Consider the following 26,123-nt stretch of genomic DNA (forward strand, 5'->3'; position numbering starts at 1 on the left):
CAGCACGGAACCCCATGCGCCGATCCATCGCCGCCTTCCTCGTCCTCCTCGCCGCAGCATCTCCGCTCGCGGCCCATGCCGCCGGCAGCGGCCAGCCGGTGCCGCGATTCGTCTCGCTGCGCTCGGACGAGGTCAATCTCCGCACCGGGCCGGGCGAGCGCTATCCGGTGGAATGGGTGATCAGCAAGAAGGGCCTGCCGGTCGAGGTGATCGCCGAGTTCGACACCTGGCGCCGGGTGCGCGACTGGGAGGGGATCGAGGGCTGGGTCCACCAGGCGCTGCTGACCCGCCGGCGTGGCCTGGTGGTCACCGGCAAGGAGGACCAGCCGATCTACAACGAGCCGAGCGAAGGCTCCGGCCTGCTGGCGAGGGCCGAGCCGGGGGTGATCGGCTCGCTGCTGCGCTGCCCGGCCGAAGGGGCACAGGCCGACTGGTGCTATGTCGACCTCAAGGGCTATCGCGGCTGGATGCGCCGCGCCTCGTTCTGGGGCGCGTATCCGGGAGAGAAGGTGGAGTAGGTCGAACCGGACGCGCAAGAACCATCGTCATCGCGAGCGTAGCGAAGCGATCCAGCGGCACTGGCCTGGATTGCTTCGTCGGCTTCGCCTCCTCGCAATGACGATTTTGGCTGACACCCACTCATGAAAAAGCCCCGCCGAAGCGGGGCTTTCATCAGGATCGCAGCGGGATCAGAGATTGCTCTCGACCCACTGGTGCAGCGCGCCCTTCGGCACGGCGCCGATCTTGGTGGCGGCGACCTGGCCGTCCTTGAACAACATCAGGGTCGGGATGCCGCGCACGCCGTATTTCGGCGGCGTCAGCGGGTTGTCGTCGATGTTCAGCTTCACGACGCTGACCTTCTGCCCCAACTCGGCGGAGATCTCCTCCAACGCCGGGGCGATCATCTTGCACGGGCCGCACCATTCCGCCCAGAAGTCCACCAGAACGGGACCCGGGGCGTTCAGGACGTCGGCCTCGAAGCTGGCATCCGAGACGGGCTTCGTGCTCATGAGAGTTCCTTGCTTCAGGGGCGGGGGCCACCTCGATCACGTGGAGATAAGGTAGGTAGGAGAACGGAACAAGGTCAAGCCGATGCACCCGGGGCATGCCGGTCCAGCGTTTCCGGCGGTATCTCCATCAGCCGCGGCCCCTCGGTCCACAACAGGGCGCAGCGCACTGTCCGGCCTGGATAAACCAGGCGCAGCGCGGCGCGGTAGGCGGCCATCTGTGCGAGGTAGGCGCGCGGCACCGTAGAGATGCTGGCCGGCGGCGGCCGGTTGGTCTTGTAGTCGACCACCAGCACCGACTCGGGCGTCACCACCAGCCGGTCGATCTGGCCGGACAGGGCGCGGCCGCCGACCAGGCCGACCACCGGCACCTCGGCCCGGCTGCCGGGGCCGAACAGCGCCTCGAAGCCCGCCTGGTCCAGCACCGCCAGGGTGGTGGCCACGATCTCCGCCTGCTCGGCCTCGTCGCGGCCGTGCTGCGGCCGGGCCAGGTAGCGCCGCGCCGCCGCCTCGCGCGCCTCGGCCGGCAGCTCCGGCAGCGCCTGCAGCAGGGCATGGATCAGGGCGCCGCGGCGGAAGCGGCCCTGGTCGCCGCCCTCCAGCGGCGACCGGGCCGGCGGCTCGACCTCCGGCCGCGATGGGGTCAGGGGGCGGGTCGGCTCCGGCTCCGGCGGCGCCGGCCGGTGCAGCCAGTCCGGCGCCGGGGCGTCGGCGACGGCGGTCGGCGCCACCGATTCGGGGCCAGCAGGGCGGTCGGCCTGGGGGCGGTGGAGGCGCAGCCCCTCGCCCTCGACTCCGTCGATCGCGACCGTCTCGGCCTCCGGATGCGTCGCCAGCCCGTCGCGGCACAGATGGTACCAGCAACCCTCGGCCGGCTTGCCGCGCTCGGTGGCGTAGTGGCCGCAGAGATAGAGACGGTCCTCCGCCCGGGTCAGGGCGACGTAGAGCAGGCGGCGATACTCCTGGTCGCGGCGGCGGTCGGCGCGCTCCATCGCCTCGCGGTAGACGGGCGGCCGGGCCGCCGCGCGCGGCGCCCACAGCGGCACCGGCAAGGCCTCGTCGGGCCACAGGATCTTCTCCCCGGCCCGGGCGCCCCCCCGCGGCATGCCGACCAGGTCGGGCAGGATCACGATCGGCGCCTGCAGCCCCTTGGAGCCATGCACGGTCATGATCCGCACCTGGCCGTCGCCCTGCTCCTGCTCGCGCTTGACCTCGGTCTCGCCGGTCTCCAGCCAGTGCAGGAAGCGCTGCAGCGACGGCGGCAGCTGCCGTTCGAAGCCCAGCGCCAGCGTCAGGAACTCGTCCAGCGGGTCCTCCGCCTCGGGTCCGAGGCGGCCCAGCATGGCGCGGCGGCCGGAGATGGGGTCGCCCGGGCAGGGCCGGGCCAGCACGCCGGCGAACAGCTCGAAGGGCGGCTGGAAGTCGACCCGGTCCAGGATCTCGGACAGCCAGTCCCGCGCCGCCTTCACTGCCGGGTCGGCCGACGCCGCCATCGCCGCCCACAGCGTGCCGGGCCGGCCATGGGCCAGGGCGAACAGCCGGTCGTCGTCGAAGCCGATCAGCGGCCCCCTCAGCAGCTCGGCCAGCGACAGGTCGTCCTCCGGCAGCAGCAGGAAGCGGGCCAGGGCCATCAGGTCCATCACCGCCAGCTGCTGGGTCAGCACCATGCGGTCCATGCCGCCGACCGGGACATTGGCCGCCTTCAGGGCCCGCATCAGCTCCACGAAGAAGCGGTTGCGGGTGCGCACCAGGATCAGGATGTCGCCGGGCCGGATCGGCCGGCCCTTCGAGTCCAGCATCGCGCCGTCGCGCAGCCAGCCGGCGATGCGCAGGGCGATCAGCCGGGCCAGCCGTGCCCCGGGGTCGCTGATGCCGCGCTGCTCGGTCGGCGGCTCCCAGGCCGGGGGCTCGTCGCTCTCGCTCGGCCCGATCAGCGGCCACAGCTCGACGAGGCCGCCGTCCAGGCGCCGGCGCTCCGACACGAAGTGATGCGGCGGTTCCGGCGCCACCCCGTCCAGCGCCGGGCCGCGGGCAAAGACGGCATCGACCAGCTCCAGCACCGCAGTGACGGATCGGAACGACGTTTCCAGCGGTATGGTCTCGAACGGCCGCTCGGCGGCGCGGATGCGGCGGTCGAACAGCCCGTGCATGCGGGTGAACTCGGCCGGGTCCGCGCCCTGGAAGCTGAAGATCGACTGCTTCTGGTCGCCGACGACGAAGACGGTGCGCTCGACGTCGCTGCGGGCGCCGAGACCGGCGAAGAACTCCTCGGTCAGGGCGGCGACCACCCGCCACTGCTCCGGGCTGGTGTCCTGCGCCTCGTCGATCAGCACGTGGTCGATGCCGCCGTCCAGCTTGAACAGCACCCAGGCCGACTTGCCCGGCCGCTCCAGCAGGGATGCCGTCTGCAGGATCAGGTCGTCGTAGTCCAGCAGGGCGCGGCGCGCCTTCTCCGCCCGGTAGCGCTCGATCAGGGCGGCGCCCAGGGCCAGCAGCGCCTCGGTGGTCTCGGCGGTCTCGGCCGCGCGCAGCCGTTCGGTCAGGGCCAGGATCCGGTCGGCTTCAGCCTGCAGCGCCTCCAGCACGCCCGGGGTCTTGGCCACGCCCTGGGTCGCCAGTCGGGCGCGGATGGTGCCGTCGGCGGTCAGGAAGGCCCCGACATAGACGGTGAAGCCGGCGGTGCGGTCGGCCACGTCGGCCAGCCAGGCGGCGATCATGCCACCGCGCTCCTGGTCGGTCTTGCCGCCCGCCATCAGCGCCTCGGCGGCGGTGCGCAGGGCGTCGCAGTCCAGCGCCGAATCGGCGCAGGCCTCCTGCAGCAGGCTGTCTCGGGTGGCGCCCGGGGGCAGGTCGAGCAGCCGGCGGATCTCCGTCACCAGCGCCGCCAGCCCGCCATGCTCGTCGAGCAGGCGGGTCAGCCGGCCGCGCTCGGCCACCAGCGCCTTCACGATCTCGCCGAACTCCTCGGCGCCGACCGCGGCGGCGACCCGGTCGACCGCCCAGCCGAGGTCCTCATCCTCCAGCACCTGACGGCGCACCCGCTCCAGCATCTCACCGGCGCTGCGGTCGTCGATCAGCTCGAATTGCGGCGGCAGCCCGGCCTCGACCGGGAAGCGGCGCAGCAGCGACTGGCAGAAGCTGTGCACCGTCTGGATCCGCATCCCCCCGGGCACGTCCAGCACCTTGGCGAACAGGCGGCGGGCCTCGGTCTGCACCTCGGTGCCCGGCGGGGCGCCCATCAGGTCGGCCAGGGCGAGCTGCAGCGCATCATCCGGCAGGGTGGCCCAGCGCGCCAGGGTGGCGGCGATGCGGTTCGCCATCTCGGCCGCGGCGGCGCGGGTGAAGGTGATGCACAGGATCCGGTCGGGCGGGGTGCCGGCCAGCATCAGCCGCAGCACCCGGTCGGTCAGCACCTTGGTCTTGCCGGTGCCGGCCGAGGCGCCGACCCAGACCGATCGCCCGGGGTCGGAGGCGCGCCGCTGCGTCGCCGTCGGGTCGGGGCGAATCAGGCTCATCCCTCGCCCCCCGCCGACCATTCCTTGACCCGCGCCAGATGGGCGTAGTCGGAGAAGCGCGGCGCCAGGCCGCGCGGCTGGGAGAGGTAGGGCGTCTCCGGCAGGTCGAAGCGGGCGATCAGGCCGGAGAGGCCGGCCAGCGCCTGCTCGGCCAGCGCCGCGATGTCGCCTTCGGCCGGCTTTACCGGCTTGATCTCGCCGGCCTGGGCGCCGCCGGACAGGCGCCAATGCTCCAGCCCGGCGACCGGCACCTCCGCCGGCGCACCCGGGAAACCGCCGGCGCGGATCATCATCGCCTCTAGCGGCAGCTGCGGCTGGTAGCCGGCCAGGATCTGCTCGTTCGAAGGTACGATGCCGGTCTTGTAATCGACCACCACAAGCCCCTCGACGCCACGGTCGATACGATCGGCAACACCGCTCAGCGCGAAGGGGCCGGCGGGGGCGTTCAGGACGACCTGGCCCTTCTGCTCGGTCAGAATCGTGCGCCGCCCGGCCGCGCGCTGCCGCGCCTCGGTGTCGACGAACCAGACGGCGATGCGGACGAAGCGTGGCCACCAGAAGGTGCGGATGTCCGGCCCTGGCGGCAGCTTGGCGAACTCCGCCCGGCCCAGCGCCAGCAGCCGGTCGAGCGCGTCCGGCGGCAAGGTCTCCGGATAGGCCTGCAGGAAGGCGGCGAGGGCGGCGTGGATCGCGGTGCCGCGCTCCGACGCCCCCGGCTCGACCTCGATCGGGTCCAGCCGCGACAGATTCAGCACCATCCGGGCGTAGATGGCGTAGGGATCCTGCATCCAGACCGAGATCTGGGTGACCGACAGGCGGCGGGGCCGGGCGGCGACCGGCGGCCTGGGGGCGGGCGGCGCCGCCGGCCGAACCGCCTCAGGCGCATCGATCCGCCGGGCCAAAGCGCGCCAGTCGCGCTGAGGCGGGGCCAGGGCCAGGCCGGCGCCGTCCAGCACCGCCTGCAGCCGCAAGAGCCAGCGCGACGGCACGGTCGGCGTGCCCTCCACCTTCTCCGCCCGGGTCAGGAACACCTCGGCCCCGGCGGCGGCCTGGGCGAAGTCGTTGGCGGCCAGGCCGACGCGCCGCTCCGGCGCCGGCAAGCCGAACTCCCGCCGCATCGGCCGGGACATCCAGGGGTCGGCGGCGGGCGCCGATGGCCAGGTGCCCTCGTTCAGCCCGCCCAGCACGATGCGGTCGAACCGCGCCATCCGGGCCTCGACCGGGCCCAGGATCGCCAGCCGTGGGTGCCGGCCCCAGCGCGGCCGGACCACGGCCCCGTCCATCATCGCCTCGAACAGGCCGGGCCAATCCTGGCCGGGGATCGGCGGGAAACCGTCGAAGCCGGCCAGCAGTTCCTCGACCAGGGCCTGCGCCGCCTCGCCGTCCTCGGCCCGCCACAGCCGGTCCGGCCCGGTCTCGGCGTCGGTCGCGGCCAGGGCCTCGGCGCATTCGACATGCAGCCGCAACAGCTCGGCCGGGGACTGACCGTCCTCGCGCAGCGCCGCGACGAAGGGGGCCAGGATGGCGCCGACCCGGTTCAGCCACCGGTCCAGCGCCGGGCCGGCGCCGCTGGTTGCCAGCGCCGCCTTGAGGCCGGCGATGCCCGGCTCCGGCGCCGGGCCGCGCAGCACCTCGCGTTCCAGCCGCCGCAGCGCCTCGCGGAACAGGCCGATCGGCTCGCCGCCAGCCGCGAACGGATGCTTCAGCAGGGCCAGGAGCGACAGCGGCGAGGCGTCGCGGAAGCCGACATCGCCTACCAGGCGCAGATAGGCGCCGACCGGGGTGTCGGCCAGCGGCCGGCCGGCCGAATCGTCGACCGCGACCTGCCAGCGCCCCAGCTCTGCCGCCACCCGGCGGGCGAGGTCCCGGTCCGGCGTCACCAGCGCGGCGGTGCGGCCCGGACTCTCCAGCACCTCGCGCAACAGCAGGGCCACCACCCCGGCTTCCTCCTGCGCCGTGGCGCAGTCGATCCGCGCCAGCCCGGCCAACGCCGCGCCGTCGAGGCCGGCCGGGCTGCGCCAGGCGTCGGTGGTGGCGGCGGGCCGCATCACCTCGCGCAGCAGCACGGTGCGGTCGGGGCTGGCCGCGGCCGGCGCGGGCCAGTCGGCGACCGCGGCTCGGTCGACCCCCAGCCCCTCCAGCAGCCATCTGAACGGCTGCTGCGGGTGGCCGTCGTCGAGCTGGGCCCAGCTCTCCTCGTCCATGCCACGATCCAGCCCGGGCAGCACCACGGCGCCCTGCGGCAGCGCCGCGACGACGCGCAGCAGCGCGATCTCGGCCGGGTTGGTGCCGATCAGCCCGGCCGCGATCACCGGATCGGCCGGCGGCGCGGCCGACCAGGCCTCGGCCTGGGCCAGGGTCAGCCGGGCGCGCCATTCGGCGGGGTCGAGGGCGTCGAGCTCGCGCAGCACCTCGGGCCAGGCCTTGGTGACGATGCCGAGGAACCTGAGGGTCTCCTGCCAGTGCTCTGCCAGTTCCTCCGGCACCAGCCCGTCCAGCCGGTCGAAGCCCAGCCCCTCGGCCTGCACCTCGTCGATCAGCCGGGCGAGGGCCGCGGCCAGATGCATCGCCTGGTCGGCGCCGACCTTCTGGTCCGACCGGGCCAGGATCAGCCGCGCCAGCAGGATCTGCCGCCGCCGCGGCGCGATTGCCGGCGGCAGGTCCAGCACCTCGGCCACCGCCGCGGTCTCGCGGGCCGTCAGGCCCAGCGCGTCGGCGTCGATGTCGCCGACCGGCAGCAGCCGGGGCAGCAGCAGAGGCCGGCCCTCGGCCGCGCGCAGAAAAGCGTCGCGCAGGGTGGCGCCGGCCCGCCGGCTGGGCAGCAGCACGGTCATCGCGCCCAGCGCCAGCGGGTCGCCCGCGGCCCGGGCCAGCAGGCCGCGCGCCAGGGCGTCGGCGACGCCGCCGCCGGCCGGGATGGTGAACAGGCGCGGGGTCACGAATCCCCGCGCAGGGACCGCGCCAGGGCCGCGCCGCGGCCGCCCAGGCCGATGATCGTCGCCGTCCGGCCGTCGTCCCGGCCATGGGCCAGCTCGATCTTCAGCCGGTCGGCCGGCAGCAGGGGGCCGAGGCGGTCGGGCCATTCCACCAGGCAGATGCCCAGCCGCGCCTCGTCCCAGCCCAGCTCCAGCACCTCCTCCGGCTCCGCCAGGCGGTACAGGTCGAAGTGCCACAGCGGGCCCGCGGGCAGGTCGTAGGACTGGACCAGGGTGAAGGTCGGGCTCGGCACCTCGAGGCCCGGCTCACCCGCCGCGGCGCGGATCACGGCCCGGGCCAGGAAGGACTTGCCGGCACCGAGGTCGCCGGCCAGGAGGACGATGTCGCCGGGCTGCAGCAGCACCGCCAAGCGGGCCGCCAGCGATTCGGTCGCGGCTTCGTTCGGCAGGTCGAGGGTGAATCGGAACATCGGCGATAGTTTGCACAGCCCGTCCGCTGCGTCACCCCCGTGCACCGCGGCGCGGAACCGACTATCCCTGGAAAGTCTGGATCTCCGGAGGACAGCCATGCCGACCGCACACCGCACTGACGTCGCCATCATCGGGGCCGGCCCGGTCGGGCTGTTCGCGGTGTTCGAATGCGGCATGCTGAAGATGAAGTGCCATGTCGTCGACGTGCTGGACGTCCCCGGCGGGCAATGCGCCGCGCTCTACCCGGAGAAGCCGATCTACGACATCCCCGGCCAGCCGCGGATCGAGGCGGCGGAGCTGATCGACCGGCTGACGGCGCAGGCCGCGCCCTTCCATCCGGTCTACCATCTCGGCCAGCGGGTGGAGACGCTGGCGCGGCAGCCGGACGGGCGCTGGCGGGTCGGCACCAGCGCCGGCACCACGATCGACGCCGCGGCGGTGATCGTCGCCGCCGGGGTCGGCGCCTTCGGCCCGAACCGGCCGCCGCTGCCCGGCATCGAGACGTACGAGAACCGCTCCGTCTTCTACATGGTGACGCGCAAGGAGGCGCTGCGCGGCAAGCGGGTGGTGGTGGCCGGCGGCGGCGACAGCGCGCTCGACTGGTCGATCCTGCTGGCCGACATCGCCGCCAAAGTCATGGTGGTGCATCGGCGCGACAAGTTCCGCGGCGCGCCGGACAGCGTCGCCAGGCTGCATGCTTTGGCCGAGGCGGGGGAGGTCGAGCTGGTCACGCCCTACCAGCTGCACGGCCTGGAAGGGACGGGCGGGCAGCTCTCGGCCGTCACCGTGGCGACGCTGGACGGCGAGGTGCGGCGGCTCGAGGCCGATGTGCTGCTGCCCTTCTTCGGCCTGTCGATGAATCTCGGTCCGATCGCGGATTGGGGGCTGGCGCTGGACAAGCACCACATCGCCATCGACCAGGCGACGGCGGCGACCAGCGAGCCCGGCATCTTCGCGGTCGGCGACATCGCCACCTATCCGCACAAGCTGAAGCTGATCCTGACCGGCTTCGCCGAGGCCGCCTCGGCCGCCCATGCGATCTATCCGCTCGTCCATCCGGGCGAGGCGCTGCATTTCGAGTATTCGACCACCTCCGGGGTGCCGACGCTCTAGCCCCGGGCTAACCCAGCAGCTCCGCCGCGATCGGGTACAGCGAGGCGGCCAGCAGCAGTGCCATGGCGATGTTGAAGGCGCGGATCGCGGCAGGCGCGTGCAGCACCCGGCGCAGCGCCGTGCCGAACAGCGCCCAGCAGCCGACGCTGGGCAGGTTCACCAGGCCGAAGACCAGGGTGACGATCACCAGATTGGCCAGGAAGCCGGCCTGCGGCGTGTAGGTGGCGATGGCGCCGACCGCCATCACCCAGGCTTTCGGATTCACCCATTGGAACGCCGCGGCCTCCAGGAAGGTCATCGGCCGCCCAGCCTCGCGGCCGCCGGCGATCGGCCCGGAGCGGGCGATCTTCGAGGCCAGGACCAGCAGATAGGCGGCGCCGCCGTATTTCAGCACCTGGTACAGCAGCGGCCAGGCGGCGAAGGCGGCGCCCAGCCCCAGCCCGACCGCCGCCACCATCACGGTGAAGCCGGCAGCGATCCCGACCATGTGCGGCACCGTGCGGCGGAAGCCGAAGGTCAGGCCGGAGGCGGTCAGCATGATGTTGTTCGGCCCCGGCGTGATCGAGGTGACGAAGGCGAACAGGATGAAGGAGGAGAGCAACTCGGGCGTCATAATCCGCGCAGCTTGGCGCGGCCGTGAGATCGATACAATCGGAACATTGTCCCGAACAATTTCGCCGTGGAGAGATGTCAATCTCCGTGACACCCTCACCGGTGACCGTCGCCGCCTGAGGAGACCCCGATGCGCCTGCCCGAATTCGCGCTGGAAGCCTATTTCGCCCGCTGGGAGTTCACCGCCCGCCACAATCTCTGCGCCTCCGACATGCAGTCGCTGACGCTGACCGAGCTGCTGGCCCTGGCGACGCCGCAGCAGCGCGAGACCTGGGACCAGCTGTGGCTCGGCTACACCGAAACGGCCGGGGCGCCGTCGCTGCGCGCGGCGATCGCTGGCATGTATGCCGGGCTGGGGGCCGACGACGTGGCGGTCACAGTCGGGGCGGGGGAGGCGATCTTTCAATCGGTGCGGGCGCTCCTGGGGCCGGACGACCATGCGGTGACGCTGATCCCGAACTACCAGTCGCTCGAGGCGGTGGCCGCCAGTGTCTGCGCGGTCACCGGCGTGCCGCTCGACCCGGCTCCCGAATCGGCGCGTGGCTGGTCGCTCGACCCGGACCGGATCGCCGCGGCGCTGCGGCCGAACACCAGGGCGATCATCCTGAACCTGCCGCACAACCCGACCGGCTACCTGCCGCCGCGCCCGGTGTTCGACGCCATCATCGAACTCGCCCGGGCGCGAGGCATCTGGATCCTATCGGACGAGGTCTATCGCGGGCTGGAGCGGCGCGAGGAGGATCGGCTGCCACCGGCGGTGGAGCTGTACGAACGCGCCCTGTCGGTCGGCGTCCTGTCCAAGACCTACGGCCTGCCGGGGCTCCGCCTCGGCTGGATCGCCTGCCGCGACCGCGAGCTGCTGGGCCGGATCGTGCGGCAGAAGGACTACACCACCCTCTGCGCCCCGGCGCCGAGCGAGGCGCTGGCGGAGATCGCGATCGGCGCGCGCGACCATCTGGTGGCCCGCAGCCGGGATCTCGTCGCCGCCAACCTGCCGCTGCTGGACGCCTTCTTCGCCCGCCACGCCGACCGCTTCGACTGGCAGGCGTCGCCGGCCGGCTGCATCGCCTATCCGCGCTACCGCGGGGCGGAGAGCGTCGACGCCTTCGCCGACAACCTGGTCGAACGCGCGGGCGTGCTGCTGCTGCCGGCGCGGGTCTACCGCTCCGCCCTCGGCCCGGTGCCGGCGGACCGCTTCCGCATCGGCTTCGGCCGGGCCGACCTGCCGCAGGCGCTGGAGGCGTTCGAAGCATATCTCTCCGTCTGACGCCGCTGCGACGTGATGGCGGAGAGGCGCAGCGGGGCCGCAGCGTGTAGGGTGCGGCCGGACCACCGGGAAGAGATCATGCTGCGCCCTCTCGTCTTCGCCCTTCTGCTGCTGCTCCCGGCCCTGCCCGCGGCGGCGGCCGACCAGACCCTCGGCACCTTCCACGGCACGGTCGAGGGGCCGGGCGGCGAGACCGAGACGATCGAAGGCTTCGCGCTGGCGGTGAAGGACGATCGCGGCCGTTTCGTGGTCGGCATGACCGCGACCGGCGAGGGGGTGATTCGCGCCCGCCAGATCCAGCTGCTGCTGCCGGCCGATGTCGCGCCCGGGACCCTGCAGGTCGGCAGCTACGATTCGGCCCGGCACGCCACGGACGGCAAGGCGTCCGGCGCGCTCTATCTCGCCATCGGCGCGGACGGGTCGCGGGTGCGCGACTGCCGGCTGGTACCGCAGGGCGCGGTGGAGCTGTCGGCCGTCTCGCCCTTCGCCGGCACGCTGAACTTCACCTGCCGCGATTCGGCCGAGGCGACGCTGTCGCTGACCTTCGACGCGGTCCCGGTCGACCCCAATCAGGTGGTTCCGTCAGAGCCGGCGGCCGCCTCTGCCGGGCCCGGCCGGGTCAGCACCAAGGTCGGCGCGCCGGTCAACGCCACCATCACCGGCACCGGCTCGGCCAAGCGCCAGGCCGCGGGCAGCCGGTGGCTGATGCTGTATCTGGAGCAGGAGCGCGAGGTCCACGGCACCAAGCAGATGATGCCGGTCGGCGCCGTGGTCGTCGCCCTGCCGAAGGACCTGACCCTCGGCACGCACGACCTGAAGCCGTTCTCCCAGGCGGTCGCGGCCGACAAGTCGGCGACCGATTACGGCGTGTCCTTCAGCCTCGAGGCTGGCGACGGCTCGATCGACGGCTGCGACCAGGCGGCGAGCGGCACCCTGACCCTGACCGGCCTCGACCCGCTCGCCGGCTCGGCCCGCTTCACCTGCGCCGACCAGAAGGACCTGTCGGTCGAGAGCGACTTCGACGGTATCCCGACGACCGACTGACAGCAGCGGGCACGCGGGGCTAGTCGACCAGGTCGAGCCGCTGCTTGCGCAACCCGGCGATTGCGGTCTCGATGCGCGAGAGGCGATGGCCGTGTTCGCCCAGCACCTCGAGGATCCTGGCCTGTCCGGCATGGAGGCGGCGCAGATGCTCGAGAGTCAGATCTGACGGCTTGTCGCTCATTGAGGGTCTCGCCGGTCGATTGCTGTTGGACAGCGTACACCACAAGTGGTGGCTCTACGAAATTGGCGGTCGGGGTCAGGCCGGTCGTGCCGCCCGGCAGGCACGGAAAAGCCCCCGCCGGAGGGCGGGGGCTGGTCTCGATCGGAATCCGAAGGGCGATCAGTAACGGTAGTGGTCCGGCTTGTACGGGCCCTGGACCGGCACGCCGATGTATTCGGCCTGCTTCGGGGTCAGCTGGGTCAGCTTGGCGCCGATCTTGTCGAGATGCAGCGCCGCCACCTTCTCGTCCAGGTGCTTCGGCAGGACGTAGACCTTGCGCTCGTAATTGGCGTGGTTCTGCCACAGCTCGATCTGCGCCAGCACCTGGTTGGTGAAGCTGGCCGACATCACGAAGCTCGGATGGCCGGTGCCGCAGCCCAGGTTCACCAGCCGGCCCTTGGCCAGGACGATCAGGCGCTTGCCGTCCGGGAACACCACCTCGTCGACCTGCGGCTTGACCTCCTCCCACTTGTAGTTGCGGAGGCCGTCGATCTGGATCTCGCTGTCGAAGTGGCCGATGTTGCAGACGATGGCGCGGTCCTTCATCTGCCGCATGTGGTCGACGGTGATGACGTCGACATTGCCGGTGGCGGTGACGAAGATGTCGCCGATCGGCGCCGCCTCGTCCATCGTCACCACCTGGTAGCCCTCCATCGCCGCCTGCAGGGCGTTGATCGGGTCGATCTCGGTGACCATGACCCGGGCGCCCTGGCTGCGCAGCGAGGCGGCCGAGCCCTTGCCGACATCGCCGTAGCCGGCGACGACCGCGACCTTGCCGGCCATCATCACGTCGGTGGCGCGCTTGATGCCGTCGACCAGGCTCTCACGGCAGCCGTAGAGATTGTCGAACTTCGACTTGGTGACGCTGTCGTTGACGTTGATGGCGGGCACCCGCAGCGTGCCCTTCTTCATCATGTCATAGAGGCGATGCACGCCCGTGGTCGTCTCCTCGGACAGGCCGCGGACGTCGTTCAGCATCTCCGGATACTTGTCGTGCATGATCTGGGTGACGTCGCCGCCGTCATCCAGGATCATGTTCGGGGTCCAGCCGCCCGGGCCGCGCAGCGTCTGCTCGATGCACCACCAGAACTCCTCCTCGGTCTCGCCCTTCCAGGCGAAGACCGGGACGCCGGCGGCGGCGACCGCCGCGGCGGCCTGGTCCTGGGTCGAGAAGATGTTGCAGGACGACCAGCGCACCGTGGCGCCCAGCGCCGTCAGCGTCTCGATCAGCACCGCGGTCTGGATGGTCATGTGCAGGCAGCCGACGATGCGGGCGCCCTTCAGCGGCTGCGACGGGCCGAATTCCTGCCGCAGCGCCATCAGGCCGGGCATCTCGGTCTCGGCGATCGCGATCTCCTTGCGGCCCCAGTCGGCGAGGCTGATGTCCTTGACCTTGTAATCGGTGAAGGTGGCGGCGTCGGGCATCGGATGCTCCTCGAGGCAATGCGGATTTGCCGCAGGGTGTAGCAGCAGGGCCCGTCGGCCACAAGCATAAAGATATCTTTATATATTTGAATTCGCCCCTCCGCACGGATGCGGAGGGGCGGAATCCGGGTCAGGCCCGCTCCTGCTGCGCCGCGGGCTCGCGCTTCGCCCGGCGGCGCTTGGCCAGGAGGTTCAGCACCTCGACGCCGAGCGAGAAGGCGATGGCGAAGTACAGGTAGCCGCGCGGGATGTGGAAGTGCAGGCCGTCGGCCACCAGGGCCACGCCGACCAGCAGCAGGAAGGCCAGCGCCAGCATCTTCACCGTCGGGTGGCGGTGGACGAAGCCGCTGATCGGGCCGGAGGCCCACAGCATGGTGCCGACCGCGACGATCACGGCGGCGTACATCACCGGCAGGTTGTCGGTCATGCCGACCGCGGTGATCACGCTGTCGAGCGAGAACACCAGGTCGAGGATGATGATCTGGCCGATGATCGCGGCGAAGCTGGCCGCCTTGATGGCGTGGCCCTCCTCCCGGTCCTCGATCGTGGCGTGGATCTCGATCGTCGCCTTGTAGAGCAGGAACAGGCCGCCCGCGAGCAGGATCAGGTCGCGCCAGGAGACCTCGCGGCCGAAGGCGCTGAACACCGGCGCGGTCAGGCCGATGATCCAGGAGATCATCGCCAGGAAGATCAGGCGCAGCAGCAGCGCCAGGATCAGGCCGATGCGCCGGGCGGAGGCGCGCTGCGCCTCCGGCAGCTTCTCGGTGGCGATGGCGATGAAGATGATGTTGTCGATGCCGAGGATGATCTCGAGCACGGCCAGCGTCAGGAAGCTGGCCCAGATCTGGGGATCGGCGAGGAAGTCGAGCACGGCTCGTCGGTCTCCGTTTGGCTGAGGCCGCCGGGATATTGGGGGCGGCGAGGGACATTACCAGAAGCAGGCGTCGGAAGAGTGGCCGCCTGTGTTGACTCCGGGTGGAAATCGTCCGATCCGGCCGCTCCGCGGCGCGTGATCTTGCGCGATCATGCGTGATCGTGCATGATTGCGCAGCTTCTTGCCTGAACCCGTGCCATGACCGAAATCCTGCTGCCGGAGGAGCGCCGCCGCCGCCTCCTCGACCTCCTCGCCCTCGACGGCAAGATCCTGGCCACCGCCGCCAGCGCCGCGCTGGGCGTGTCGGAGGATACGATCCGGCGCGACTTGAACGACCTCGCCCGCGCCGGGGTGGTGCGCCGGGTCCATGGGGGGGCGCTGCCGCTCAGCCCCGCCGCCGAGACCTTCGCCACCCGGGCCGGCGAGCGTCCGGAGGCCAAGGCGGCGCTCGGCCGGCTGGCGGCCGGGCTGATCCGGCCCGGCGAGGTGGTGCTGCTGGATGGCGGCACCACCATGCTGGCGGTGGCGGAGGCGCTGCCGCCCGACCTGCGCGCCACCATCGTCACCCCGAACCTGCCGGCGGCGCTGGCCCTGACCCGGCACCCGACGGTCGAGGTGGTGCTGCTGGGCGGCCGGCTCGACAAGGCGGATCAGGCGACGGTCGGCACCTCTGTGCTGGCGGCGCTGGACGGGCTGCGGGCGGATCTCTGCCTGCTCGGGGTCTGCGGCCTCGATGTCGAGACCGGGCTCGGTGCCATGGATCATGAGGAGGCGCTGGTGAAGCGGCGCATGGCCGGCTGCGCCGCCCGGGTCGCCGCCGCGGTCACCGCCGACAAGCTCGGCACCGACGCTCCCTTCCCGATCCTGCCGGTCGGTCGGCTGAACGCGCTGATCACCGAAAAATCGGCCGACGCTTCCCTCCTGGCCGCCTGCCGCCGGGCCGGCCTCACCCTGATCCTCGCCTGAGGGGAACTCTGATGACCAGCCTCGCCCAGACCGAGGGCACGACCGCCGATCTCCGCGCCGCGCGCCTCGCCACCCGCGCCATGTTCCTGATCTGCGGCACCGTCACCGCCAGCTGGGCGCCGCAGGTGCCGCTGGCCAAGGCCCGGCTCGGGCTCGATGACGGCGTGCTGGGGCTCGCCCTGCTCGGCATGGGCGCCGGGGCGATGGTGGCGATGCCGCTGGCCGGCTTTCTCGCCGCCCGGTTCAGCAGCCGCCTGATCACGGCGCTCGGCGGGCTGATACTCTGCCTGTCGCTGCCGCTGATCATCCTGGCGTCGGACGCATGGCTGCTCGGCCTCGCCCTGTTCCTGTTCGGCGCCGCGACCGGGTCGATGGACGTGGCGATGAACGTCCAGGCCGCGGCGGTCGAGGCGCGTGGCCGCCGGCCGCTGATGTCCTCCTTCCACGGCATGTTCAGCGTCGGCGGCCTGGTCGGCGCCGGCGGCGCCAGCCTGCTGCTCGGCCTCGGGCTGTCGCCCCTGGCCGTGGCCCTGATCGTCAGCGGCCTGATGCTGGCGCTGCTGGCCGCCCAGGCCGGATCGATGTTGCCGCCAGAGCGTGGCGCGGCGCAGGCCGGTATGCGCCTCACCATGCCGCGCGGCATCGTGCTGGTGCTCGGCCTGCTGACCTTCGTGCTGTTCCAGGCCGAAGGCGCGGTCCTGGACTGGAGCGCCGTGTTCCTGCACGAGAGCCGTGGCCAGAACCCGGCGGTGGCCGGGCTCGGCTATGCCATGTTTGCGGTGGCAATGGCGGTGATGCGTCTGGCCGGCGACGGCATCACCAGCCGCTTCGGCGGCGAGACCGTGGTCCGGCTCGGCTCCGCTCTGGCGGCGGCCGGCTTCCTGCTGGCGATCCTGGTACCCTGGCCGGTGGCCGGGCTGATCGGCTTCGCCCTGGTCGGGATCGGCGCCGCCAATGTGGTACCGGTGCTGTTCAGCGCCGCCGGCCGGGTGCCGGGGATGGCGCCGGGGCTGGCGATCTCGACCATCGCCACGCTCGGCTATTGCGGCATCCTGGTCGGCCCGGCGGCGATCGGCTTCATCGCCGATCACCTTGGCCTGCCGACGGCACTCGGGATCGTGGCGGCGTTGCTGGTGGCGACGGCGGCCTCGGCGCGGGCGGTCCGGGTCTAGTAGACTCTCCGCAGCTCGATGATCTCCGCCGACGGGGCGCGGGTGCGGTGCCGGTCGCCCGGCGAATCGGCCGGGCCCGACGTGGCCGGCGCCATTCCGCCTCGATCCGGCGCGGCGGTAACGGAAACCCCGTTCATCCTGGCGATCGCAGCCACGACGTCCCGGCGCAGCTCGGCCGGCAGATGGTCGTCGCCAGCATCGATCGTCGCCTCGACCCGGGCCAGCAGCGCTTCCAGCTCCAGGACCTGGCGGTCCCGGGCCGTCGGCCGGCTTCGCATCAATGAGGAGCAGATCCGGCCCAGCCAGTCTGCAAGGGCATCGGCATCGCCCAGGCAGATCGGCGACCGGTCCCCATCCTGGATCCAGATCGCCGGTGTGATGTGAACGTTCCCATGCATGACCGGTTCCCGGCTGCGAGTCGGCATCAACAAGCTTTGTTTAAAATACTATGCAATGCAAGATCGAGAGTGCGTCTTATTCGTTTCGGGTCGGCCCCGGCTCAGCCCACCGGATAGGGGCCTTCGGCGAAGGTCTCGGCGTGGTAGCCCTTCGACCCGACCAGCCGGGCCAGCGGGCTCCACAGCCCGCCGCCCGCTCGCAGCCGCTCGATCACGGCCGGGAAATCGTGGCGGGGCCGCCAGCCCAGCTCGGTCCGGGCCCGGTCGTTGACATAGACCCGGTCGATGCTCGGCATCATCACCCAGCCGCGGCGCGCATATTCCGCCTCGAAGCCGGGGACGCGCCGCCGCACCGCCGCCGGCGCGTCGCGCCGCAGCTCCGCCAGGTCCTCGGGCCGGAACGGCGTGGTGGCGCTGACGATGTAGCGGCGGAAGCCGATCGCCGGCGCCTTCTCCAGCGCCAGCAGATGGGCGTCAACCACGTCCTCGATATCGACCCGCCGAAACAGGTACTCGTTGGCCTTGAGGTTGTCGTCGGCATAGGCCTCGCGCTTGGACTTGTCGTCATCCGCCTCGGGGAAGAAGCGCGAGGTCCGCAGCACGATGCAGGGCAGCCCGTGGTTGCGATGGAAGATCTGGCACAGATCCTCCGCCGCGGCCTTGGTGACGCCGTAGATGTTCTTCGGCACCGGGGCGACCTCCTCGGTCACCCAGGCGGCCGGGGCGCCGGCGGGCGGCACCAGGGCGTCACCGAACACGCTGGTGGTGCTGGTGAAGACGAAGGCGCTGCTGCCCGCGGCAACTGCCTCCTCCAGCAGGGTCAGCGTGCCGGAGATGTTGGTGTCGATGAAGTCCTGCCGGCCATGCGTGGCGACATGCGGCTTGTGCAGCGTGGCGGCGTGCAGCACCGCCTGCGCGCCCGCCACGACGCGCCGCACGCAGTCGCGGTCGGCGACCGAGCCGACCCGGTCGGTGAACGGTCCGGGCCGCAGGTCCAGCCCGACCGTCTCGTGCCCCCGGTCGCGCAGGCTGCGGACCAGCGCCTCGCCGAGATGGCCGGAACTGCCGGTGACCAGGATCTTCATGCCGCCCCCCTGCGTACGCTCAGCCGCCTTCGTTGAAATCGTCCAGCAACGCCGCGATCCGGCCGGAATCGGTCTGGTCCAGCACCATCCGGGCGCGGCGGGCGGCGGCGACGCTGTCCAGCGTCAGGATCCGGCGCTTGACCTCGAGCAGCCTGAGCGGCGCCATCGACAGGTCACGGACGCCCATGCCCACCAGCAGCGCGGTGAAGCGCGGGTCGCCCGCGATCTCGCCGCAGGCGCTGACCGGGATGCGGGCCTGCAGCGCCGCCTCGACCGTGAACTGCACCAGCCGCAGCACCGAGGTGTGCAGCGGGTCGTAGAGATGGGCGACGGTCTCGTCGCCGCGATCTGCCGCCAGCGTGTACATCACCAGGTCGTTGGTGCCGATGGCGAAGAAATCGACCTCGCGCGCCAGGGCGTCGGCGATCAGCGCCGCCCCCGGCACCTCGATCATCACCCCGAGCGGCGGCATCGCCGCCGGCACCGGCACCCGGCGCCGCTTCAGCCGCCGCATCGTCCGGTCGAGCGCCGCCTTGACCGCGCGGATCTCGCCGATCGTGGTGATCAGCGGCAGCAGCACCCGGATCGGCCCGTGCGCGCCGGCGCGCAGGATCGCGGCCAGCTGCGTCTCCAGCAGCTTCGGCTCCTTCAGCGACAGCCGGACGGCGCGCAGGCCCAGCGCCGGGTTCGCGGTCTCGGCGAAGCGGCCGCCGAGGGCCGAGGCGATCTTGTCGCCGCCGAGGTCGAGGGTGCGGATCGTCACCGGCTTGCCGGCCATGCCCTCGACGATGCCGCGCAGGATCGAATACTGCTCCTCCTCGCCCGGCAGGTCGTCGCGGTTCATGAACATGAACTCGGTGCGCAGCAGGCCGACGCCGGCGGCGTTCAGCTCGGTCGCCACCTGCACGTCGCGCGGCAGCTCGACATTCGCCGACAGGGTGACGGGAACGCCGTCGCGGGTGCGCGAGGGCAGGCCGACCAGGGCTTCGAGCTGCTTGCGGTCGGCCCGTGCCAGGTCGCGCCGGATGCGGTAGGCCGACAGGGTCTCGGGCGTCGGGTCGATGATCACCCGCCCGGCGGTGCCGTCGACGATCACGGTTTGGCCGGCGCGGACCCCGGCCAGGAGGCCCGGCACGCCCAGCACCGCCGGCAGCCCCAGCGACCGCGCCATTACCGCGGTGTGGCTCTGGGCGCCGCCGAGGGCCGAGGCGAAGCCCGCCACCCGGCGCGGATCCATCAGCGCGGTGTCGGCCGGGGTGATCTCCTCGGCCAGGATGATGCTGCCCTCGGGCAGGCTGGCGAAGGCCTGGAACTGGCGCTTGGTCAGGTTGCGGATCAGCCGGGCCCCGACCTCGCGGATGTCGTCGATGCGGCTGGCGAGATAGCTGTCGTCCATGGCCGCGAACTGGGCGGCGATGGCCGCGATCTCCGACTGCACCGCGTATTCGGCGTTGACCCGCTCCTCGGTGATGCGGGTCTCGACCCCGCGCAGCAGGCGCGAGCCGGACAGGATCGCGGCATGGGCGTCGAGCAGGTAGCCGACATCCTCCGCCGCCTGCTCCGGCAGCGCCTGGGCCTTGGCCTTCAGCTTCTTGATCTGCCGCCGGGACTTGGTCAGCGCCTCGGCGAAGCGCTCGCGCTCGCCGGCCACGTCGGCCGCCTCCAGCCGGTATTCCGGCACCTGCTCGAAGCCGCTCTCGATCAGATGGGCCGGGCCGATGGCGACGCCGCCGGAGACCGGAAGGCCGTTCAGCACGATCTCGCGGCTGGGTGCCGGCGGGGGGAGGTTGGCGATCCGCGTCGCCATGGACTTAATCCTCGTCGAAGCCGCGCTCGACCAGTGCCGCCAGCGCGGCCAGTGCTTCCGCCGCCTGCGGCCCGGTCGCCGCGATCGAGATGGCGCTGCCGGGCCCGGCCGCCAGCATCATCAGCCCCATGATCGACTGGCCGCCGACCTCGGTGCCGTTGCGCTCGACCCAGATCTCGGCGTCGAACTCGGCCACCAGCTTGACGAACTTCGCCGCCGCCCGGGCATGCAGGCCGCGCTGGTTGCAGATGGTGACGCTGCGCGTCAGCCGCTCGTCACCCAAGCCGGGGGCCGCGTCCGGGGATGCCGGACCGCTCATTTCCGCTTCTCCGGCTTCAGCAGCGCCGAGGCGACGCTGATGTATTTCTGCCCGGCCTCGCGGGCGGCGGTCACGGCATCGGTCAAGGTGTCGGTCTTCCGAACCGAGGCCAGCTTGATCAGCATCGGCAGGTTGATGCCGGCGATCACCTCGACATTGGCGCGGTCGAGGATCGAGATCGCCAGATTCGACGGCGTGCCGCCGAACATGTCGGTCAGCAGCACCACGCCGCGCCCGCCGTCGACCGCGGACACCTTGTCCATGATCTCGGCCCGGCGCTGTTCCATATCGTCCTCGGGTCCGATGCAGACGGTGGCGACCTGGGGCTGGGCGCCCACCACATGCTCCATCGCCGCGACGAACTCGTCGGCGAGGCGACCATGGGTCACGAGGACCATGCCGATCATCGGGTGGGTGGTCATGTCGTTCCGGTTGCCTTCCTGTCAGCCCTTACATCGGCATGTCGCGGTGGACCAAGCCGCGGCGGTAGCCCTGGCCGTCCAGCCAGGCCGCCAGCGTCTCCGCCACGAACACCGATCGATGTTTGCCGCCGGTGCAGCCGACGGCGATGGTGAGATAGCTTTTGCCCTCGCGGTTGTAGCGCGGCAGCAGCGGTTCGAGCAGACCGAACAGCGATGCCATGAACGGGTCGTACTGCGCGTCGCGCCGGATCATCGCCTGCACCGCCGCGGCCTGGCCGGTCTGCGGCCGCAGCTCGGGCATCCAATGCGGGTTGTCGAGGAAGCGGACATCGAACACCAGGTCGGCCTCGCGCGGCAGGCCGCGCTTGAATGAGAAGGACATAACGGTGACATAGAGGCCGAGCGTCGCGTCCAGCCCGAAATGGCCCTCGATCATCCGCCGCAGGTCCTGCGGGCTGGTCAGCGAGGTGTCCACGATCACGTCGGCCAGGAGGCGCAGCGGATACAGCTCCGACCGCTCGCGCCGGATGCCGTCCGCCACCGGCCGGTCGATCGCCAACGGGTGGCGCCGCCGCGTCTCGGTGTAGCGGCGTTGCAGCACCTCATCGTCGGCATCCATGAACAGCAGCTTGACATCGATGTCCCCCCGCGCGCGCAGGGCCGCCATCTCGGCCTCCAGCGCCTCGACGGAGAAGCCGCGGGTGCGGGTGTCGATGGTCACCGCCATCGGCCGGCCCTCGGCGTGGTCCACCAAGGGGCTCAGCAGCGCGATCGGCAGGTTGTCGATCGCCTCGTGGCCGAGATCCTCGAGGATCTTCAGCGAGGTGGAATGGCCGGCGCCCGACATGCCGGTCACCAGCACCAGACGGTGACGGAGGCCGGGTCGGGCCGGCGTTGGAGCAACGTCGCTCATCGTGCGAGACGGTGTTCGGGCAGCGCCAGCCCGGCCAGGGCCAGGCGCAGCTTGACCGGTGCCGAGGCCTCGAAGGGCGCCACCGCGACCAGCGGCAGGCGGATTCCGAGATAGGCGCAGACCGCCGGCTCCGGCAGCCTTTCGATCGCCTCGGCCGGCTTCAGGTCGGCGACCAGCAGCACCGGCGCGGCGGGCACGAAGGGCACCGGGATCGGGCCGAAGCCGCGGGCCTCGATCAGCCCGGCCAGGACGGCGGGCGGGCGGGCCACCACGACGCCGCCTTCGAGCGAGAGCTGCACCCGGTCGTCCGCCACCAGCCGGCCGCCGGCATCGATCAGCCGGAGCGCCAGGTCGGATTTGCCGCTGCCCGACGGCCCGCGCAGCAGCACGCCGCGGCCGTCGACTGCGACGCAGGTCGCATGGATCGTCGCCATCGCGGGTGGGAAGGTGACCGGCGCCCTGGCCCCTGTCAATCGCAACGGCAAAATCATCGGACAAGAAGACGCGTTATTTCGTCGGCACTGCCCTGGCCTCCAGCGTGTAGGGCGTGTCGCCCTGATAGGAATAGACCCGCAGCAGATAGGTGCCGGGCTCGAGCCGCAGCTTCAACTCCTCCGGGTCGGTGCCGGAATTGGCGCCGCTGATCAGGCTCTCCTGGTCCGAGGCGCGCAGCAGGTCGATATCGGCATCGCCCTTCTCCATGGCCAGGCGGATGGTGATGTCGGCGCGGGAAATCAAGGTGAAGCGCCAGTAGTCGTCGCGGTCGGTGAAGCCGACCCAGTCCTCGACGGCGGCGGGCTCCGGCCCGACCCGCTCGATCGCCCCGGCCGCGTCCGGGGTGTTGCCGGCGCCGTCCGGCGGCGGCGGGGCGGCGGCCGCGCCGGTCACGGTCACCCGGTATTCGGTGGCCTCGCTGCCGGCCGGGTAGACGTTCAGATAGTAGGTGCCCGGATCCAGGGTCGCGGTCAGCGATTCCGCCTCGGTGTCGGTGTTGGTGCCGCTCAGCAGGGTGCTGCCGTCGTCGCTCTCCAGATTGATGTCGACATCGGCCGACATCCCGTCCAGGCCGATGGTGACGGCCTGCCGCTCGCCGATCCGGAAGGCGAAGTAATCGGTGGAATCGGCCGGGCCGACCCAGTCGCCGGCCTCCGCGCCGCTGCCGGTGACGTCGCCGAGGTCGCGGGCGTCGGACGGGCTGGACCCCGCCGAATCCGGCGGCGGCGGCTCGCCCGGGGTGCCGGAGACGGAAAGGCGGTACGGCGTGTCCTCATCGTAGCTGGTGACGACGAGATAGTAGGTGCCGGGCTCGACCGAGGCCGCAATGCGCTCGTCATCCGAGCCGCCGGAGGATGAGGAGCCGAGGCTGTTGCCGTCGCCGTCGCGCAGCTCCAGATCGGCGTCGCCGGTCAGGCCTGTAAGCTCGACCGTCAGGTCGGTCCAGCCCGCGGTGGTGATGCTGTAGACATCGGTCTCGTCGCTGCGCGAGACGCGGCCCTCGGCCGTCAGTGGGGAGGGCCCGACGGCGCCGAGCGGCGTCGCGCCGGCGATGCTGTCGTCGGCGGATTCGTCGGCCGGGGCCGGGCCGGGCGCGGCAGTGCCGGGCAGGGTGATGCGCATCGGCGCCAGGGTCTGCGCCCACATGTAGCCGACCGGCGTCTTCGGCGTCTGCACCCGCACCCAGCCGCCTACGGCCAGGCGGCCGGTGACGATGACCTGGGCGCCGAAGGGCAGGGTCTCCTCGAGCTCGGCGGTGCCGCTCGGGGCCGCGCGGACCGAGGCGCTGGCCCAGGTGACGAAGGACAGCGCGTCCATCTCCTCCACCACCGCCGGCGCGGCCGGGGCAGGGACGGCTGGCTCGGCCGCCTGCTCCTGGGCGAAAGCCGGGCCGGTGGCCAGGGCGAAGACGCTGCCGAGCAGCAGCCGGCGCAGGCTCGATGTCATGAAGTTCCCCCTTCGATGCGGAAAATCGTCGATGCCGTCCCTTATTTCGCGGGGATCTTCACCGTGAAGCGGGCGCCGGGGCGCCCCTCCCGGTTCTCGGCGAAGATCTGGCCGCGATGGGCGGTGATGATCTGTTTGGAAATGCTGAGCCCCAGGCCGGAATGGGTGCCGAACTTCTCGCCGGCCGGGCGCTCGGTGTAGAAGCGGTCGAAGATCGCTTCCAGCTTGGCCGGCGGGATGCCGGGGCCCTCGTCCTCGACCGTCGCGATCACCCAGGCGCCTTCGCGCCGGGCGCGCAGGGTGATGGCGCCGCCGGGCGGCGAAAACGAGATCGCGTTGGTGATCAGGTTGCGGAACACCTGCACCAGCCGGTCCTCGATGCCGGGCACGGTCAGGGCTGAGCCGGGCGGCAGGCTCAGGCTGATCTTGAGGCCGGTGTCCTCCAGCGTGGTCTTGTACAGCTCGGTCAGCATGCCGATCATGCGGCCGATATCGACCGTCTCGGTCTCGGCCCGCGACAGCTCGGCGTCGAGGCGCGAGGCGTCGGAGATGTCGGTGATCAGCCGGTCCAGGCGCTGCACGTCCTCGAGAATGATGGTCATCAGCCGGCGCTGCTGTGCCGGGTCGGTGATCCGGGCGGTGGTCTCGACCGCGCTGCGCAGCGAGGTCAGCGGGTTCTTGATCTCGTGCGAGACGTCGGCGGCGAAGCGCTCGATCGCGTCGATCCGGTTCCACAGCGCCGCGGTCATGGCCCTCAGCGCCGAGGCCAGCTCGCCGATCTCGTCGCGCCGGCCGCTCATGTCCGGGATCTCGATCTTGCGGCCGCGGCCCTGCTGCACCCGCTCCGCCGCCCGGGCCAGCCGGCGGATCGGCCGGGTGATGGTGCCGGCGAGATACAGCGACAGGATGATGGTGACGCCGAGCGCGATGGCGAAAACCTTCAGGATCTCCTCGCGCACCGTCTGCAGGTTGCCCTCGATGTTGACGCCCTCGCGGGTCATCAGCACCGCGCCCAGCACCAGCCGCACGCGCTGCACCGGCACGGCGACGCCGAGCATCAGCTTGCCGTCCTCGCGGGTCCAGATCTGGCGGCCGACCCCGCCGCCCAGTGCGGCGCGAACGCTGGCATAATCGCTGGCCTGCTGGTCCTGGCGCTCGACATAGGCCGGCCAGCGCTTGCGCGGCCCGGCGAACTCGGTGCTCCAGTCGTAGATCGCGTCCCAGATGCTGCGCAGCCAGCCCTTGGGCTGGGGCGGCAGCAGCGGCCGCACCTCGATGATGCCGCCGGGCTGGCCCAGCATCCGGCTGTCGGCCACCAGCTTGCCGTCGGCGCCGAACAGCCGGGCCCGGGTGTCGTTGGTCTGGTACACCCGGCGCACGATCTGGCGGGCGGTGTCCGGGTCCAGCGACTGCACCGTGTCGACGCCGCCGACCACCGCCGCCTCCGCCAGGTTGGCGGCCAGGATCGTGGCCTCGGCGTCGAGCGAGGACAGCTCGTTCTCGATCAGCCGTTCCTGGTAGGACGACAGGTACAGCATGCCGCCGACCAGCATCATCAGCGCCATCATGTTGACGGCCAGGACGCGGGCGGTGAGCTTGGAGAAGAAGCGGCGGCGGATGCGCGCGACGGGCGCGTCGACGGTGCGGCCGCCGACGGGGGTCGCGGTGATCGGCTCGGCCGTCGTCTCCGGCACGGCGACCTGGGCGCCGGCCGGGATCGGGCTGGCCTCGGACGCTTCGCCGAGGCGCCGCGCGGGGCCGCGGAAGGCTCGCAACGGGGCCGTCATGGCGTCATGCGGCGGTCAGAATCCGGTCGCAGCCAGCGGGGACGCCGGCCACGATCGGGGGCAGGGGCGGCGGCCGGCGCGTTCACGCCTCCTTGTAGCGATAGCCGACGCCGTACAGCGTCTCGATATGGCCGAAATCGGGATCGATCGCCTTGAACTTCTTGCGGATCCGCTTGATGTGGCTGTCGATGGTGCGGTCGTCGACATAGATGTGCTCGCCATAGGCCGCGTCCATCAGCTGGTCGCGGCTCTTGACGTGGCCGGGGCGCAGGGCCAAGGCCTTGACCAGCAGGAATTCGGTGACGGTCAGGTCGATGGTCTCGCCGCGCCACAGGCAGGCGTGGCGGTTGCCGTCGAGCGTCAGGTCGCCGCGCGTCACCACGGCCGAAGGGTCGGCCGGCGCGGTGTCGGCGGCCAGTTGCTCGCGCCGCAGCAGGGCGCGGATGCGCTCGATCAGCAGGCGCTGCGAGAACGGCTTCTTGATGTAGTCGTCGGCGCCCATGCGCAGGCCGAGCAGCTCGTCGACCTCGTCGTCCTTCGAGGTCAGGAAGATGATCGGCATGTTGGTGGTCTTGCGCAGCCGGCCCAGCAGCTCCATCCCGTCCATGCGCGGCATCTTGATGTCGAGCACGGCGAGATCGACCGGCTTCTGGGTCAGGCCGCGCAGCGCCTCGTCGCCGTCGGAAAAGGTGCGGACCTCATAGCCTTCCGACTCCAGCGACATCGCGACCGATGTCAGGATGTTGCGATCGTCGTCGACCAGCGCGATGGTCTGGGCCATGGCCCCCTCCACTCTCACCACCCGCCCCCGGCAGGCAAAGATTCACGT

24 protein-coding genes are annotated in these 26,123 nt (G+C 71.6%); 6 read left to right on the plus strand and 18 right to left on the minus strand.

Translation table 11 applies throughout. From position 1 onward, the window contains the following. Nucleotides 1-14: 14 nt before the first annotated feature. The gene (locus KXR53_RS29255) at nucleotides 15-518 is read left to right on the plus strand and encodes an SH3 domain-containing protein (RefSeq protein WP_437378884.1); all 504 of its coding nucleotides are present in this window, start codon (nucleotides 15-17) and stop codon (nucleotides 516-518) included. 171 nt (nucleotides 519-689) lie between these two features. Here the strand turns inward: KXR53_RS29255 and trxA are convergent, their stop codons facing one another. From trxA to tsaE, 4 genes are all read right to left on the minus strand, one after another. Beyond that, nucleotides 690-1,010, minus strand: a complete 321-nt coding sequence (gene trxA, locus KXR53_RS29260) for a thioredoxin TrxA (RefSeq protein ID WP_437378886.1) — start codon at nucleotides 1,008-1,010, stop codon at nucleotides 690-692. A gap of 74 nt (nucleotides 1,011-1,084) precedes the next feature. Beyond that, nucleotides 1,085-4,522 (minus strand): double-strand break repair helicase AddA, encoded by a 3,438-nt coding sequence (gene addA / locus KXR53_RS29265; RefSeq protein WP_437378888.1) that lies wholly within the window; start codon nucleotides 4,520-4,522, stop codon nucleotides 1,085-1,087. Beyond that, the gene (gene addB / locus KXR53_RS29270; RefSeq protein ID WP_437378890.1) at nucleotides 4,519-7,461 is read right to left on the minus strand and encodes a double-strand break repair protein AddB; all 2,943 of its coding nucleotides are present in this window, start codon (nucleotides 7,459-7,461) and stop codon (nucleotides 4,519-4,521) included. Before addB ends, addA begins: the two co-directional genes overlap by 4 nt. Beyond that, nucleotides 7,458-7,928, minus strand: coding sequence for a tRNA (adenosine(37)-N6)-threonylcarbamoyltransferase complex ATPase subunit type 1 TsaE (gene tsaE, locus KXR53_RS29275; protein ID WP_437378892.1), 471 nt, complete (start codon nucleotides 7,926-7,928; stop codon nucleotides 7,458-7,460). Before tsaE ends, addB begins: the two co-directional genes overlap by 4 nt. A 97-nt stretch (nucleotides 7,929-8,025) precedes the next feature. On the opposite strand from tsaE, the gene KXR53_RS29280 reads away from it, so the two are divergent. Further along, on the plus strand, nucleotides 8,026-9,042 hold the full coding sequence (locus KXR53_RS29280) for an NAD(P)/FAD-dependent oxidoreductase (RefSeq protein WP_437378895.1): 1,017 nt from the start codon (nucleotides 8,026-8,028) through the stop codon (nucleotides 9,040-9,042). A gap of 7 nt (nucleotides 9,043-9,049) precedes the next feature. Here KXR53_RS29280 and KXR53_RS29285 read toward each other — a convergent pair whose 3' ends face one another. Further along, a complete protein-coding gene (locus KXR53_RS29285) occupies nucleotides 9,050-9,655 on the minus strand; it encodes a LysE family translocator (RefSeq protein ID WP_437378897.1) in 606 nt (201 codons plus the stop codon). A gap of 129 nt (nucleotides 9,656-9,784) precedes the next feature. Here KXR53_RS29285 and KXR53_RS29290 point away from each other — a divergent pair, with 129 nt between their 5' ends. Further along, the gene (locus KXR53_RS29290; RefSeq protein ID WP_437378900.1) at nucleotides 9,785-10,921 is read left to right on the plus strand and encodes an aminotransferase class I/II-fold pyridoxal phosphate-dependent enzyme; all 1,137 of its coding nucleotides are present in this window, start codon (nucleotides 9,785-9,787) and stop codon (nucleotides 10,919-10,921) included. 78 nt (nucleotides 10,922-10,999) lie between these two features. After that, the gene (locus KXR53_RS29295; RefSeq protein WP_437378902.1) at nucleotides 11,000-11,965 is read left to right on the plus strand and encodes a hypothetical protein; all 966 of its coding nucleotides are present in this window, start codon (nucleotides 11,000-11,002) and stop codon (nucleotides 11,963-11,965) included. A 19-nt stretch (nucleotides 11,966-11,984) separates the two neighbouring features. Here the strand turns inward: KXR53_RS29295 and KXR53_RS29300 are convergent, their stop codons facing one another. From KXR53_RS29300 to KXR53_RS29310, 3 genes are all read right to left on the minus strand, one after another. Further along, nucleotides 11,985-12,146 (minus strand): hypothetical protein, encoded by a 162-nt coding sequence (locus KXR53_RS29300; RefSeq protein ID WP_437378904.1) that lies wholly within the window; start codon nucleotides 12,144-12,146, stop codon nucleotides 11,985-11,987. Between the two features lie 159 nt (nucleotides 12,147-12,305). Then, nucleotides 12,306-13,610, minus strand: coding sequence for an adenosylhomocysteinase (ahcY, locus tag KXR53_RS29305; protein ID WP_437378906.1), 1,305 nt, complete (start codon nucleotides 13,608-13,610; stop codon nucleotides 12,306-12,308). Nucleotides 13,611-13,740: 130 nt separating this feature from the next. Continuing rightward, on the minus strand, nucleotides 13,741-14,481 hold the full coding sequence (locus KXR53_RS29310) for a TerC family protein (RefSeq protein ID WP_437378908.1): 741 nt from the start codon (nucleotides 14,479-14,481) through the stop codon (nucleotides 13,741-13,743). Nucleotides 14,482-14,682: 201 nt separating this feature from the next. On the opposite strand from KXR53_RS29310, the gene KXR53_RS29315 reads away from it, so the two are divergent. Then, a complete protein-coding gene (locus tag KXR53_RS29315; protein ID WP_437378910.1) occupies nucleotides 14,683-15,450 on the plus strand; it encodes a DeoR/GlpR family DNA-binding transcription regulator in 768 nt (255 codons plus the stop codon). An 11-nt stretch (nucleotides 15,451-15,461) separates the two neighbouring features. Beyond that, nucleotides 15,462-16,622 carry an MFS transporter gene (locus KXR53_RS29320; protein ID WP_437378912.1) on the plus strand — a complete coding sequence of 387 codons (1,161 nt, stop codon included), beginning with the start codon at nucleotides 15,462-15,464 and terminating at the stop codon, nucleotides 16,620-16,622. Here the strand turns inward: KXR53_RS29320 and KXR53_RS29325 are convergent. From KXR53_RS29325 to KXR53_RS29370, 10 genes are all read right to left on the minus strand, one after another. Continuing rightward, nucleotides 16,619-17,020, minus strand: a complete 402-nt coding sequence (locus tag KXR53_RS29325) for a hypothetical protein (RefSeq protein ID WP_437378914.1) — start codon at nucleotides 17,018-17,020, stop codon at nucleotides 16,619-16,621. The genes KXR53_RS29320 and KXR53_RS29325 overlap by 4 nt on opposite strands. Before the next feature lie 101 nt (nucleotides 17,021-17,121). Next, on the minus strand, nucleotides 17,122-18,105 hold the full coding sequence (locus tag KXR53_RS29330; RefSeq protein ID WP_437378916.1) for an NAD-dependent epimerase/dehydratase family protein: 984 nt from the start codon (nucleotides 18,103-18,105) through the stop codon (nucleotides 17,122-17,124). A gap of 19 nt (nucleotides 18,106-18,124) precedes the next feature. Next, complete coding sequence (ptsP, locus tag KXR53_RS29335; protein ID WP_437378918.1) at nucleotides 18,125-19,912, minus strand: phosphoenolpyruvate--protein phosphotransferase; 1,788 nt, start codon at nucleotides 19,910-19,912, stop codon at nucleotides 18,125-18,127. A gap of 4 nt (nucleotides 19,913-19,916) precedes the next feature. Continuing rightward, nucleotides 19,917-20,231 carry an HPr family phosphocarrier protein gene (locus KXR53_RS29340; protein WP_437378920.1) on the minus strand — a complete coding sequence of 105 codons (315 nt, stop codon included), beginning with the start codon at nucleotides 20,229-20,231 and terminating at the stop codon, nucleotides 19,917-19,919. Next, complete coding sequence (locus KXR53_RS29345) at nucleotides 20,228-20,638, minus strand: PTS sugar transporter subunit IIA (RefSeq protein ID WP_026869137.1); 411 nt, start codon at nucleotides 20,636-20,638, stop codon at nucleotides 20,228-20,230. The genes KXR53_RS29340 and KXR53_RS29345 overlap by 4 nt, the downstream gene beginning before the upstream one ends. Before the next feature lie 43 nt (nucleotides 20,639-20,681). Then, nucleotides 20,682-21,566: an RNase adapter RapZ gene (gene rapZ, locus KXR53_RS29350; protein WP_437378922.1), complete on the minus strand. Its 885-nt coding sequence runs from the start codon at nucleotides 21,564-21,566 to the stop codon at nucleotides 20,682-20,684. Beyond that, nucleotides 21,563-22,045 (minus strand): HPr kinase/phosphorylase, encoded by a 483-nt coding sequence (locus KXR53_RS29355; protein ID WP_437378924.1) that lies wholly within the window; start codon nucleotides 22,043-22,045, stop codon nucleotides 21,563-21,565. The genes rapZ and KXR53_RS29355 overlap by 4 nt, the downstream gene beginning before the upstream one ends. A gap of 28 nt (nucleotides 22,046-22,073) precedes the next feature. After that, the gene (locus tag KXR53_RS29360; protein WP_437378926.1) at nucleotides 22,074-23,507 is read right to left on the minus strand and encodes a pre-peptidase C-terminal domain-containing protein; all 1,434 of its coding nucleotides are present in this window, start codon (nucleotides 23,505-23,507) and stop codon (nucleotides 22,074-22,076) included. A gap of 41 nt (nucleotides 23,508-23,548) precedes the next feature. Then, on the minus strand, nucleotides 23,549-25,294 hold the full coding sequence (locus KXR53_RS29365) for a stimulus-sensing domain-containing protein (protein ID WP_437378928.1): 1,746 nt from the start codon (nucleotides 25,292-25,294) through the stop codon (nucleotides 23,549-23,551). A gap of 82 nt (nucleotides 25,295-25,376) precedes the next feature. After that, nucleotides 25,377-26,075, minus strand: coding sequence for a response regulator transcription factor (locus KXR53_RS29370; protein ID WP_437378930.1), 699 nt, complete (start codon nucleotides 26,073-26,075; stop codon nucleotides 25,377-25,379). Nucleotides 26,076-26,123: the final 48 nt, after the last annotated feature.

This window comes from Inquilinus limosus (genome assembly GCF_051487185.1).
Classification (GTDB): Bacteria; Pseudomonadota; Alphaproteobacteria; order DSM-16000; family Inquilinaceae; genus Inquilinus; species Inquilinus limosus_F.